The sequence below is a fragment of the Nocardia niwae NBRC 108934 = DSM 45340 genome (assembly GCF_001613465.1).
In the GTDB taxonomy this organism is placed as follows: domain Bacteria; phylum Actinomycetota; class Actinomycetes; order Mycobacteriales; family Mycobacteriaceae; genus Nocardia; species Nocardia niwae.
Genome location: NZ_BDCK01000044.1, coordinates 19708 through 32709, shown reverse-complemented (window position 1 = coordinate 32709; position 13002 = coordinate 19708). Strand labels below are relative to the sequence as shown.

Annotated in this window: 9 protein-coding genes; 8 read left to right on the top strand and 1 reads right to left on the bottom strand. The window is 70.3% G+C overall.

All coding sequences use genetic code 11. From position 1 onward, the window contains the following. Positions 1-328: 328 nt before the first annotated feature. The 7 genes from NNI01S_RS27775 (at position 329) to NNI01S_RS27745 (ending at position 8838) form a co-directional block, all read left to right on the top strand. Positions 329-1570, top strand: a complete 1242-nt coding sequence (locus NNI01S_RS27775; protein ID WP_063023502.1) for an oxygenase MpaB family protein — start codon at positions 329-331, stop codon at positions 1568-1570. Between the two features lie 230 nt (positions 1571-1800). Beyond that, on the top strand, positions 1801-1995 hold the full coding sequence (locus tag NNI01S_RS27770) for a hypothetical protein (protein WP_063023499.1): 195 nt from the start codon (positions 1801-1803) through the stop codon (positions 1993-1995). A 147-nt stretch (positions 1996-2142) separates the two neighbouring features. Beyond that, a complete protein-coding gene (locus tag NNI01S_RS27765; RefSeq protein WP_063023615.1) occupies positions 2143-3363 on the top strand; it encodes a sensor histidine kinase in 1221 nt (406 codons plus the stop codon). Continuing rightward, entirely contained in the window at positions 3360-4037 is a 678-nt protein-coding gene (locus tag NNI01S_RS27760) for a response regulator transcription factor (protein ID WP_063023497.1), read from the top strand. The genes NNI01S_RS27765 and NNI01S_RS27760 overlap by 4 nt, the downstream gene beginning before the upstream one ends. Positions 4038-4248: 211 nt before the next feature. After that, positions 4249-5190 (top strand): alpha/beta hydrolase, encoded by a 942-nt coding sequence (locus NNI01S_RS27755; protein WP_063023495.1) that lies wholly within the window; start codon positions 4249-4251, stop codon positions 5188-5190. 16 nt (positions 5191-5206) lie between these two features. After that, positions 5207-7126, top strand: coding sequence for an ABC transporter ATP-binding protein (locus tag NNI01S_RS27750; RefSeq protein ID WP_084489357.1), 1920 nt, complete (start codon positions 5207-5209; stop codon positions 7124-7126). After that, positions 7123-8838, top strand: coding sequence for an ABC transporter ATP-binding protein (locus NNI01S_RS27745; protein ID WP_063023493.1), 1716 nt, complete (start codon positions 7123-7125; stop codon positions 8836-8838). The genes NNI01S_RS27750 and NNI01S_RS27745 overlap by 4 nt, the downstream gene beginning before the upstream one ends. A gap of 68 nt (positions 8839-8906) precedes the next feature. Here the strand turns inward: NNI01S_RS27745 and NNI01S_RS27740 are convergent, their stop codons facing one another. Further along, complete coding sequence (locus NNI01S_RS27740) at positions 8907-9659, bottom strand: hypothetical protein (protein WP_063023491.1); 753 nt, start codon at positions 9657-9659, stop codon at positions 8907-8909. A gap of 27 nt (positions 9660-9686) precedes the next feature. Here NNI01S_RS27740 and NNI01S_RS27735 point away from each other — a divergent pair, with 27 nt between their 5' ends. Then, on the top strand, positions 9687-12893 hold the full coding sequence (locus NNI01S_RS27735; RefSeq protein ID WP_063023489.1) for an ATP-binding protein: 3207 nt from the start codon (positions 9687-9689) through the stop codon (positions 12891-12893). Positions 12894-13002 lie beyond the last annotated feature (109 nt).

The following is a 13002-nucleotide window of genomic DNA, read 5'->3' as shown; positions in this document are numbered from 1 at the left end:
TATGTGACTGTTTATTAGCAGTCGACTCAGGCGTGGGGTGGGGTGTTTTCGCTATCGTCTCCACTGGCTTTGAGGCGGTGGCCGATTGTGAAACCTGTGTCCGAATGCTGCTAATGTGCTGTTCATACCCAGTGATCACACCGTCTCCGGTGGCTCTCTCGTGTGGTGCGAGCGGAGGAGAACAAGTTCTGAAAAGTGCAGACAACACCTGGTGTGGCTTGCTAAGTTAATCACTGTTCTTATCTCTTGCGACGGCGAGGAGCGGGCGTCGACGCCTACGTCGCATCATCACGGTGACGCCCCGTGCTCAATGAGGAGTGGCGCAGACATGGATGGACTCAGCAGGCGTAACGCTTTGAAGGCCGGGGGCGTACTGGGCGCGTTCGGCGCGCTGGCCATGGTGACCCCGGCGCGCGCGGAGCCGTGGACGTGGTCACCGCAGGGTTCGGTGGCGGGCACGGGAGAAGGGGCCGACCCGCTCACCGTGTGGGATCCGGAGGTGGACCAGTTGGTCGCCTCGCTGTTGGACCGAGGGGAGGTGCCGAGGGTCAACGAGTTGTTGCGCACCTGGACCAGGAACGGCCAGCCGCTGCCTGCCGGGTTGCCGACGGATCTGCGCGACTTCATGGAATACGCCCGTCAGCTGCCGCCCTGGGCGGATCAGGGCAAGCTGGCCACCGCGGTCGAGTTCAACAAGAAGCGCGGCCTGTATCTCGGTGTGCTGTACGGGCTGGCCAGCGGCATGATGAGCACGGTAATTCCCAAGGAGGCCCGCGCGGTCTACTACTCCAAGGGCGGCCACGATCTGAAGGACCGCATCTCCAAGACCGCCAAACTCGGTTACGACATCGGCACCGCGAACGCCTATGGCCCGCAGGGCGAGATGGTCGTGACCTGCCTGAAAACCCGGTTGGTGCACGCCGCGGTGCGCCACCTGCTGCCGCAGTCGCCGCACTGGGTGCACTCGGCCGACGAGGACATCCCGATCAGCCAGAACGACATGATGGTCACCTGGCACAGCCTGCCCACGACCGTCATGAAGCATCTGACCGCGTGGAAGGTGCCGATCCCCGCCGCCGAGTCCGAGGCATTCCTGCACTCGTGGCAGGTGTGCGCGCACATGCTCGGCATCCGGGACGAGTACATCCCCAACTCCTGGGCCGAGGCCGATTCCCAGGCCGCCCAGGTGCTCGACCCGATCCTGGCGGCGACACCCGAGGGCGCGAAGCTCGCCGACCGCCTGCTGCGTCTGGGCGCCAATCTCGATCTGGCCATCCTCACCAAGCCGGTGCTCGGTGCGTTCACCCGCTTCCTGCTCGGCGACAAGATCGCCGACGGGCTGGCCATCCCCAGGGAGCCGGTCTGGGATCCGCTGCTGCGGGTGAGCTGGGGTCCGTTCATCGCCGTGCGCGAAGGTCTGCTGCCGGTGGTGCCGTTGGCGCCGGATGCCTACTGGTTGTTCGACGAATTCCTCCGTCAGGCGGCCCTGGTCTATCTGGCCGAATTGGAGATGCCGATCAGCATCGAGATCCCGACGATGAACCGGGACATGAACCGGCCGCCGCGCTGATCCCGAGGCGGCTGCGCAAAGCTGACCGACGGTTTCCGGGCGGCAGCGCGCAGCCGCAGGTCAGCCGGCGGGCGAACTGCCCTCGAAGGGTCGCTCGAGAAAGGAATACGTCGATCAATGAGCCATCGGAAGCTCGGTCCGCTGCATGGCTCGACCGCGATGCGATCGATGCCCGGAGGTGGAGCGGGACGCGCAGTATCGGTACCGACCCGTCGAACAGTGCTGCGAACATGACGAATCCGCAGCACATCCGGCATATCCATATCGAATCCGGCGCCTTGATCCTGGACTACCGAGCTTGTGCGGAACAGGCCAGGAGCGTGGCCGCCGGTTTGGCGCGCAGTCATCCGGAGTTGATCGTCACGATCGACGACGACGTCCACGTCGAGCTGCCCGAGTTGCCCTGCGGCGATCTCTGGCGGTGAGTCCCGCTTCTCGGACGGAAGCGAGGGGATCGGCGGCTGTCTACGCGCATGCGCGTAGACAAGCCGGGGTCGGCTGCGTCGATCGTCGTAGCCGGTCGTGCGCCCGCGCGGCAGCGCGAGCACTCGCGGATGCCGTACGCTCACGGCATGATTCAACGGGCGGCGTCGCGACGGCTGTCCGCCTGGTTCTCGCGTAGGCCCGCCTGGTTCCCGGATGTCCTGCTGGCGCTGTTCGTCACCGTGATCCAAGTGCAGAGCGCCGCGATCCCAGTCCCGCTCGAGCCCGCCTACACACCGGTGTCGGGTTTCGGATATGTCCTGCTGATCGTCAGCGGCTTGGCGGTGGCCGCGCGCCGCAGGCAACCGGTGGCGGTGTTCGCGGTCACGGCGCTGGCCAGCCTGATCTATTTCGGCCTCGGGTTCCCCGACCGGCTGTCCTATCTCGGGCTCTTCGTCGCCCTGTACACCCTCGCCGCCTACGGCGACGGGCGGCGCTCGCTGCTGATCGCCGGTGGGGGCATCACGGTGCTCGCCCTCGGCTGGCTGATCGCCGCGGCGGACATCCGGCCGCTGGTGGCCATCGGCTGGGTGTTCTTCCGGATCGGCGCGTCGGTGATCAGCACGATCCTCGGCGAGTCCGTCCGATCCCGCCGGGTCATCGCCGCCGACGCGCAGGAACGGGCGGAGCTGGCCGAACGGTCCCGCGACGAGGAGGCCAGGGCGCGCGTCGACGCCGAACGGCTGCGCATCGCCCGCGAAGTCCACGACACCGTCGCCCACGCGATCGCCATCATCAACGTGCAGTCCGGCGTCACCGCGCACGTGCTCGACAAACGACCGGAACAGGCTCGTGAAGCGCTGCGCACCATCGAGCAGACCAGTTCACGGGCACTGCGGGAGATGCGCGCGATCCTCGGGGTCCTGCGCGACGGCGACGAACGCGAGCCCTATCCGGGTCTCGGTCAGATCGACGAACTCATCGGCAAGGCGCGCGACGCCGGGCTCGATATCGCTTTCGAGCAGGCCTCCCCGGTGACGCCGTTACCGAGTGCGGTGGGCAGCGCCGCGTACCGCATCGTGCAGGAATCGATCACGAACGTGATCCGGCACGTGGGCCCGACCCGAGTGACGGTGGCGCTCGAACCCGGTCTCGACGCCTTGCGGATCCGGGTGGCCGACGAGGGCCGCCGCGACTGCGCGCACGGCCCGGCGCGCGCCGACGGCTCCTCCGCGACCGGCCGCGGCATCGTCGGAATGCGCGAACGCTGCCGGCTGCTCGGTGGTGAACTCGATGCGGTCGCGCGTCCCGGCGGCGGATTCGAGGTCACCGCTCGTCTGCCCCTGGCCCCGGTCGGATCGCGCTTGTGAACTCCACGCCACCGATCAAGGTCCTGCTCGCCGACGACGAACGCCTGGTCCGTTCCGGCTTCAAAGTCCTGCTCGACCTGGAGGACGACATCACGGTGGTCGGCGAAGCCACCACCGGCGCGGAAGCCGTCGAACTCGCCCGTGCCACTCGCCCCGACGTCGTCCTCATGGACATCCGCATGCCACGGCTGGACGGGATACGCGCCACCGCGCAGATCGCGGCGGCCACCGGGATGGAGCAGGTCAAGGTGCTCATCCTCACCACCTACGACACCGACGAGAACGTCTTCGACGCCTTGCAGGCGGGCGCGAGCGGATTCCTGCTCAAGGACGCCGGACCCGCCGAGCTGTTGCACGCCATCCGGGTGGTCGCCGCCGGTGACGCGCTGCTCGCACCGCGGGTCACCCGCCGCCTCATCAGCCAGTTCACCGCGCAGCGCAGGGCCGCCAAGTCCGCGCAGGAGCGGCTCGCCGTGCTGACCGACCGCGAGCGTGAAGTGCTGGCCTTGGTGGGGCAGGGCCTGAGCAACGACGAGATCGGCGCCGCACTGTTTCTCAGCCCGGCCACCGCGCGTACCCATGTCAGCCGCGCGATGGTGAAACTGGGTGCGCGCGACCGAGCGCAGCTGGTCGTGATCGCCTATCAGACCGGGCTGAGCGAACCCACGCAGTAACAGGTACATCCGTGTTGTCCGGCCCCAGGATTCGCGGCATCCCGGATCCGCGTCGCGAACAGCACCAGAATCCTGCCGATTTCGCTGACCCGTGCGCGATGGACTACGACGATCGACGCAGCCGAGCGCGATGGTCGTACGCGTATTCACGTAGACGGTGACTCCCGTCGCCGGAAGCCGAACATGCCCGGCGGACGCGACGATCGACGGCATGATCCTGGATCCCGAACTCGAAGCGGCTGTCCCCTTCTTCCCCCCGGCCGACCTGTCCGACCCACTCACCGCCCGGCAGAACCTCGCCGCGTTGGTCGCCGCGATTCCGGCGCCACCCACCGCGCACTTGACGATCGAAAACCGCACGGTGCCCGGCGATGTCGGGGTGCCGGTACGAATCTATCGGCCACACGGGGCGCGGGGCGCGATCATCTGGCTGCACGGCGGCGGATTCGTCATGGGCGATCTGGACACCGAACACCCGTGGGCCACGATGCTCGCCGACAACTCCGGCGCGACGGTGATCTCGGTGGGCTACCGCTTGGCCCCCGAACATCCGTTCCCCGCCGCCCACGACGACGCCTACGCGGTGCTGACCTGGACCGCCGAGCACGCGGCCGAGCTGGGCATCGACCCGGCGCGGATCGCCATCGGCGGCCACAGCGCCGGTGCGGGCCTCGCGACCGCGGTCGCCTTGCGCGCACGTGACCGGCAAGGGCCGCCGATCCGTTTCCAGCTGCTCAATCAACCCGTTCTCGACGACCGGCAGCAGGCCTGGTCGGCGCGCACCTTCACCGACACGCCCTTCGTGACTCGTGCGAAGGTCGCCCAGATGTGGCAGCACTACCTGGGTTCCACGCCCGCGACGCAGTACGCCGCGCCCGCGCGGGCCGCCGATCTGTCCGGTCTGCCGCCCGCCTACATCGCCACTGCCGAGTTCTGCCCGAACCGCGACGAAGACATCGACTACGCGTTGCGCCTGCTGCAAGCGGGCGTGCCGGTCGAACTGCACCAGTGGCCGGGCACCTTTCACGGGTCACAGGCGATCACGTCCGCCGAGGTGTCCCGGCGCCAGAGCGCCGAGTTCGCCGCCGTCCTGCGCCGCGCGTTGTCCGCCGAAGCGACCGGCTCGAAAACAGCTCTCCCGCAGAGCGCCTGACCAAGGCGGGAGAACGATGACCACCATCGACCTCGCCGAGGCGAGGAAGCAGACCACACCGGTCGGATCGGACGGCGATGCCCCGGCGCAACCGAGCGTGGCGACATTGCTGCGCCCCTACGCGGGCGGTTTCGCCGCCGTCGTCGTCCTGCAGATCGTCGGCGCGGTCGCCGGCTTGGCGCCACTGCTCGCGGTTGCCGAACTGGGACGAACTCTGTTGTCGCCCAACGTTATCGATCACGATCATGTCCGGATGATCGTGCTCGCGGGTGCGGCCGGGTTGTTCGTCCGGCTGGTGTGCACGGCCGCGTCGTCCGGACTCGGGCATCTGCTCGACAGCCGCGTGCAACTGTCGTTGCGCAGGCAACTGGCCGCGCGCCTCGGCCGGGTGCCGATCGGCTGGTTCTCCGGGCGTCGCAGCGGCGAGCTGGCGAAGATCGTGGGCAAGGACGTCAGCACCGTGCACCCGCTGATCGCCCACACGCCCGGTGAACTCGTCGCCGCCTTCGTCGTGCCGCTGGTGTCGCTGATCTATCTGTTCACCGTCGACTGGCGGCTCACGCTGATCACGCTGATCCCCGTGGCGCTGGCCGTCGCGCTGGTACCCCTCATGATGACCCCGGCCCGGTTGCGGTCGCAGAGGGAATTCGACGCGGGAATGGGCCGGATCGCGAGCGCGACGATCGAGTTCGTCCAGGGCATCGCGGTGGTCAAGGCGTTCGGCTCCGGCGAGCGCGCCCACCGCCGGTTCCGCACGGCCACCAACGATTTCGCGGACTCCTTCCTCCGCATGGTGCACGGTCTCGCCGGGATCGGCGCGGCGATGCAGGTGGTGCTGTCGCCGCCGTTCGTGCTGCTGGTCGTGTTGTTCGGGGGCGCGGTTCGGATCTCGGGTGGTGGGATGGTCGCAGCGGATCTGTTGCCGTTCCTGCTGCTGGGGCTCGGCTTGACCGCCCCGGTCGCGGCGCTCGGGCACGGCTTCGACGATCTGCAGGCAGCCCGGCGCGCGGTCGGCCGGATCAGGGATGTGCTCGCGGTGCCGGCGCTACCGGAGCCCGCGCACCCGGTCGCACCGCGGGGGCATCGGGTGGAACTGCGTGATGTCCGGTTCGGTTACGAAGCCGGTCACGAGGTGCTGCGCGGGGTCGATCTGGTGCTCGAGCCGGGAACGGTCACCGCGATCGCCGGGCCGTCGGGCAGTGGGAAGTCGACCTTGGTGCAGTTGTTGCCCCGGTTCTACGATCCCACCCACGGTTCGGTGCGGCTGGGCGGTGTCGATCTGCGTGAACTCGGCAGCCGGGCGCTCTACCGGAAGGTTTCCTTCGTCTTCCAGGATGTTCGGCTGCTGCGTGCCTCGGTCGCGGACAATATCGCGCTGGCGGTGCCGCGTGCTGGTCTCGATGCGGTGGTGCGCGCGGCTCGGCTGGCGAACATCCACGACCGGATTCTCCAGTTGCCCCGTGGATACGAGACGGTCATCGGCGTCGAGGCCGGATTGTCCGGTGGTGAGGCGCAGCGGATCGCGATCGCGCGTGCGTTGCTGGCCGACGCGCCCGTTCTGGTGCTGGACGAGGCGACCGCGTTCGCCGATCCGCAGACCGAGCAGGCGGTGCGCCGAGCCCTCACGGCGCTGAAGGGCGATCGGACGATCGTGGTGATCGCGCATCGGCTCGAGACGATCGCCGAGGCCGACGTGGTCGTTCTGCTGGAGAACGGAACAATCGTCGAACGCGGCGATCCCGCCGAATTGCTGGCACAGAACGGGAAATTCGCCGCCTTCTGGCGGTCCCAGCGATCCGCGCGAACCGATGACGGCGAAACCCTCGGCGGCGTGCTGCGGCGCGAGTTCGGAGTGTGGGGCAGGCAGCGGAACGCGACCACGCGACTGCCCGCACCCACCGTCGACCAGACCTCACGAGGAGGCGAGTCCCGATGATCCCCATTCTGCTGCGCGTGCTGGGAAACGAGTACGCCCGGCCGGTCCGTCGCACGGTGGTCCTGATGACGGCCGCCTCGATCGCCGAAGGTCTGTCCTACGCGCTTCTGGTCCCGGTGCTGCGGGCGCTGTTCGGGAGCACGCCCACGGACGCGTGGCCCTGGCTGATCGGCTTCGCGGCGGCGATCGCGGGTTACGCGGCGTTGCGCTATCGCAGCGATCTGTCCGGCTTCCTCGTGGGGACCACGCTGTTGCGCGGTGTCTATCGCCGCTTCGGCGATCACCTGGCCCGATTGCCGCTCGGCTGGTTCACCGCGCGCCGCGTCGGAGAGGTATCGGTGCTGGCCAGCGAGGGTGTGCTGCAGGCGATGAGCGTCATCGCGCATCTGCTCGCACCGATGATCAACGCGGCGGTGACTCCGCTGACGATCGTCGCCGTCATGCTCGCCTACGACTGGCGCATGGGGCTGGCCGCGCTGGCCGCGGTACCGGTCGTGGCGGCGGTCCAGATCTGGACGGGACGTTCGATGGCCGCCGCCGACGCGGAACGCGCCGAACGCGCCGAGGAGGCCACGGGGCGAGTTATCGAGTACCTCCAGGCGCAGCCGGTGTTGCGGGCGGGCGGCCGGACCGCCGAACGATTCCGGCTGCTGGACGATTCGCTGGCGGGCCTGGAACGCGCCTCCCGCCGCGCCATGCTGTCGGCGTTGCCCGGCATCGTGGGTTCGGCGCTCACGGTCCAGGCGGTGTTCACCGCCCTGCTGGCGCTGGGCGCCTACCTGGCGCTGGGCGGTGACGTCGGCGCGGCGGAGATCTTGACGATCCTGGTGCTGGCCGCTCGCTGTGCGGATCCGCTGCTGTCGCTGGCGGAGATCGGGGGCAAACTGCGTAGTGCCCGTTCCGTGCTGGCGAGGCTTGATGGACTGTTGCGCACCGAGCCGCTGCCGGAACCCGACCGGCCCATCCGGCCGGCCGGACACGATCTGGCGTTCGAGTCCGTCACGTTCGGGCACGGTGGTCGTGTCGTGCTCGACGAGGTGTCGTTGTGCGTGCCCGAGGGACAGCGGGTCGCCATCGTCGGGCCGTCCGGAGCGGGCAAGAGCACCCTGCTGCAAGTGCTCGCACGGTTCTACGACGTGGACGGCGGCACGGTGCGCCTTGGCGGGGTGGACGTGCGCGCGATCAGCACCGATGTGCTGATGGAGCGGATCGCGATCGTCTTCCAGGACGTCTACCTCTTCGACGGCACCATCGAGGAGAACGTCCGCCTCGGCCGTCCCGACGCGGACGAAGCCGACGTGCGGGCCGCGGCGAGCGCGGCCCGGTTGGACGAGGTGATCGAGCGGCTGCCCGGCGGGTGGGCGACGAATGTCGGCGAGGGCGGCGCGCTGTTGTCCGGCGGTGAGCGCCAGCGGGTGTCGATCGCGCGGGCGCTGCTGAAGAACGCGCCTGTGGTGCTGCTCGACGAGGTCACCTCCGCGCTGGACCCGGTGAACGAGGCGGCCGTGCACGACGGGATCGAGCGGCTGATGGCGGGGCGCACGGTGGTGATGGTCGCGCACCGGCTGCGGACCGTTCGCCGCGCCGATCACATCGTCTTCCTCGACAGCGGCCGGATCGTCGAATCGGGCAGTCACGACCAGCTGCTGCGCCGCGGTGGCCGCTACGCCGACTTCTGGGCGATGTCCACCGCGGCGGTAGCGAGCGAATGAGCCGAGGTCGGCACCGGGGCTGTCCCGGCCGCGGTGCCGACGTCTCGGCTCGTCTCCAAGCGGCGCGGTCACGCGGTCCGCTCGAGGTCCGGCGACGACGCGCCGCGTGTGTGCTTCGTCCAGCGGCGTAATCCGGCCGGACTGCGCAGCATCAGCACACCGATGGCGGCGACGGCGATGCCGCGTGGCGCCTCGTAGATGAATCCGGACAACCCCTGCGTGGCGGGAATCGGGAGGAAGAAGCCGACCATGCCGAGCAGCGTGAGCACCGCGATCCAGCGGGGAATGGTGTCGTGGCGCAGCAGGCTCGCGCCCAGCAGGCCCATACCGGCGAGCATGACCACACCGCCGATCGAGTTGAACAGCGCGAACGCGGTCGTGTCGATCATGTTGTCGTTGTCCGCGATCAGATGCGCGGTCTCGGGATCGTGCGCGAACGGGTAGGCGACGAACAGTTCGACGGTGAGATGCCCGGTCGCGGTGACGATATTGCCGAGCAGGTAGCAGACCGTGCCGATGAACCCGGCCGTGCCGAGTCGCGGCCGCAGCCACGCGTACATGCCGGGCAGGCCGAGCACGAGCGCAACGGTTCCGATGCCGAGCAGCGTCTGGGCGATCGGTGTGCCCGGGCTGGTCAGCGCCTCGACCGAATGGCCCTCGCGCGCGACGATCGGATGCAGTGTGCCGCCCGCGATGCACAGGACGCCGCCGATGGTCAGCGCGGCGCCGCACATCCGCAGTACAGTCTCGCGAGAGGGACCGCCGACGGTCCGCTCGTCGCCGGTGGCCGGGGTTGGCAGGAGTGCTTGCGTGTGTGTCATGAGCCAAGAGTCGACGAGGGCGCTGGTGTGACGCTGGTGCGCGGCCGGTCCGGTGACGACCCGCCCGCCATCGCGGTGCTCGGGCCGCTGGAGGTGCGCGGCCCGGACGGCGCCCCGATCACCATCCCGGCGCGCAAACACGCCGATCTCCTGGTCATCCTGGCGGCCGAGCGCACCGCTCGCAGCGCGCACTATCTGTGCGAATTGCTCTGGCGTGGAAGGCCGCCCGGGAGCGCCCTGGTCACCCTGCAGGGTTATGTGTCGCGGTTGCGCAAGGCGCTGGCGCCCCTGCCCGGCGTGCGGATCGAGACGGGCCCGAACGGCTACGTGCTGCGGTGCGGCGGCTCGGGCACCGACCTCGACCTGCTCGACGTACTGTCCAGGGATGCCCGCGCGGCGCACGCCGACGGGGACGTCGCACGCGCCGTCGATCTGCTCGAACGCGCTCTGCGGTTGTGGCGCGGCGATGCGCTGCCGGATGTCGGTGACATCGCCGAACTCGCGCCCGAGCGGGCGCGTCTGGACGAGCTGCGATCGGAACTGGTCGAACTGTGCGCGGAGGGCCTGATCGTGCTGGGCCGGGCCCGGCACGCGGTCACGCTGCTCACCGACGAACGCGAGCGGCATCCGCATCGGGAAGGCGCGGCGCGGTTGCTCGCGCTGGCGCTGCGCGACTGCGGGAGGGTCTCCGAGGCACTCGACGTGCTCACCCGGCTGCGGCGCTCGCTGCGCGAGGAGTTCGGTCTCGATCCCGCGCCCGACACCGCCCGGGTCGAGAACGAGATCCGCAATCCGCCGAGGCCGTCGTCGGCCGGGCGCTCGGCCCTGGTCGGACGCGACGACGTCGCCGCCGTTCTCGACCGCGCCCGAGACCGGTCGCAGCGCGGACTGGTCGTCGTCACCGTGCGCGGCGCGCCCGGCATCGGCAAGACGGCCGTCGTCGAGGACCTCGTGCGCCGCCACGGCGACACGGCGTTCTTCACCGCGGGCAGCAGCGGCGTGGGTTCCTCGGCCTCGACGACGTTGACGCCGTGGCTGGATCAGGCGGCGCTGGCCGGGCGCGCCGTTCCCGGTATCCCGACGCCGCGTTCGCTCGCCGCGCTGTTCGCGGAGGTGGTGCGGGAGACCGGCCGGGTGGTCGCGGTCATCGACGACGTGCAGTGGGCCGACCCGGACTCGGTGCGGATGATCGCCGCGGCCATGCGGGTGCTGCGCGCCCATCCCGTCCTGCTGTTGCTCACCGTGCGGCCCGAGCCGCTCCCACCCGAGGTGGACGCCGCGGTGCGGTTGCTGCGATCCGCGGGTTCCGCTGTCGCGGTCGACCTTTCGCCGTTGTCCGACGCGGCCGTCGGCGAGCTGGTGCGCGCAGGCGCGGGCTCGGCCGGTTCCGAGGCGCGCGACCGGATCGTCGCGTTGAGCGGCGGCAGCCCCTTCGTCGCGGCGCAACTGTGCGATCTCGCCCGGGCCGGTCGCCCGCTGGACGTGGGAGGCGCCGCCACCGAGATCACGGCGGCGAAGCTGGGCGCCGTCTCTGCGTCGGCGCGGGCGCTGGCCGAGGTGCTGGCCGTCATCGGGCCGCACGCTCCGATGGGCTTGGTCGCCGCCGCCGACGGCGCGCCCCGGTTCGACGACCGGCTCGGCGAACTCGTCGCCGCGCGGGTCGTCTCGGTCGAGGACGGCGTCGTCGCCTTCGGGCACGAACTCGTGCGCGCCGCCGTGCTGGCCACCATCGGCGCCATGCGAACGGCACAGCTGCACCGGCGGATCGCCGACGCGCTGGCGGATCTGCGACCCGGTGCGCTGGTGGCGCAGGCGGTGCATCGCAGCGCGGCCGCGCTCGATTCGCTGGATTCCACCGCGGCCGCCGCCTGTGCGGCCGCGGCGCGGGACGCCCTGCGCCGGGACGCGGCCGGCGAGTGCGCCGCACTCGCCGCGCGCGGGCTACGGCACGCGCACCCCGATGACGCGGAATCGGCGATCGAGTTCGATTGGCTCGCGGGACAAGCGCACAACCGGCTCGGCCGCTACGACGCGGCCGCCGCGTGTTTCGACCGGGCGGGGCGGCGCTGCGGTGAACGCGGCGACTGGTCCGGGCTGGCGCGGACCGCGCTGCTGGCCGCGCCGCGCGGCGCGGCCGGGTATTTCTCCGGATACGGTGTGGTGCAGACGGGTTCGCCGGGGTTGCGGGCGCAGGCGCTGGCTCACCGCCTCGATCTCGACGCCGATCTGGTCGCCGAAGTGGAGGCGATCGAGGCCGCCGATCGCGCGATCCACGGCCTCGCGGGCGATCTCGACGCCTTGGCCGAAGCGCGGGCGCGCAGCGCACCGGGCAGCCGGTCGTGGCCGCAGGTGCTGCTGGCCGAGTTCGTGTGCACCTGGGATCCGGCGACGGTGGCCGACCGGCGCAAGATCGCCGAGGAACTCGAGGACCTCGCCGGACACGACCGTACGGCGCGGGCGACGGCGGTCCATCTGCGCCGGGTCTGCGCCCTCGAGGCGGGCGACCTGCGGCTGGTCCGCCGGTTGTCGGCCGAATTCGCCCGGCTCGCCACCGACGGTGGCACCGACCTCGCGGCCACCCAGCTGTGGTGGCAGGTGATGCTCGCGGTGCTGCGCGGCGACTACCAGCGGTCCCGGGCGCTGATGACGCGCTTCGCCGCGGATCTGGGGGCGGTCGACGATTCTGCCCGGTTGCTCGCCGAGGCCTCGGTGCTGACCAGCAGTTCGATCGAGCTGTGGCACCGCGGACGCCTCGGGGAGGCCTCGGCCGAGGCCGACCGCATGGCCGAGGACTTCGACGAGGATTTCGCGCTCGTGGTCGCGATGGCCGCGGCGGAACTCGGAGACCACGACCGGGCGATGGCGTCGATCGAGTCGATCGTCGCGCTGCCGGGGAGCTGGCACGGCCCGCGCGTCGTCGTGCGGGTGCCGCTGCTGCTCGAGGCGCTGCTCGCGGTCGGCCAGCGCGCGCCGGGGCTGCGCGACCGAGTCGTCGAGCTCACCGCCGAACTCGAACCGCTGACCCAGGGCTGGGGCGAGACGCTGCTCGTGCAATGGCCGGGGCTGGTGTGTCTGGGGCCGTCCGGACTCTACCGCGGCACGGCCCGCGGAATCCTCGGTCTTCCGGGCGCACGCGAGGAGGTGGCCGCGGCCCGCCACCGTGCGCGCGCACTCGGCGCACGGCCATACGAGTCACGGGCCGAGGACCGCCTGACCCGATGGCCGTTCGCCTGAGCGCGATACTCGCGGCGGCAGGGTGATCCGCGCTAGAACATTCCGTTCGCATGCAATGCCAGCTCGGGAATGTCCTCCGCCACAGGCGTTTGACCTCAACGGACAGCTC

Bases quoted from the DNA above. Each gene is read 5' to 3' on its own strand.
- NNI01S_RS27765 (WP_063023615.1), top strand. From the start codon at position 2,143: ATGATTCAACGGGCGGCGTCGCGACGGCTGTCCGCCTGGTTCTCGCGT.
- NNI01S_RS27775 (WP_063023502.1), top strand. From the start codon at position 329: ATGGATGGACTCAGCAGGCGTAACGCTTTGAAGGCCGGGGGCGTACTG.
- NNI01S_RS27750 (WP_084489357.1), top strand. From the start codon at position 5,207: ATGACCACCATCGACCTCGCCGAGGCGAGGAAGCAGACCACACCGGTC.
- NNI01S_RS27755 (WP_063023495.1), top strand. From the start codon at position 4,249: ATGATCCTGGATCCCGAACTCGAAGCGGCTGTCCCCTTCTTCCCCCCG.
- NNI01S_RS27745 (WP_063023493.1), top strand. From the start codon at position 7,123: ATGATCCCCATTCTGCTGCGCGTGCTGGGAAACGAGTACGCCCGGCCG.
- NNI01S_RS27770 (WP_063023499.1), top strand. From the start codon at position 1,801: ATGACGAATCCGCAGCACATCCGGCATATCCATATCGAATCCGGCGCC.
- NNI01S_RS27740 (WP_063023491.1), bottom strand. From the start codon at position 9,659: ATGACACACACGCAAGCACTCCTGCCAACCCCGGCCACCGGCGACGAG.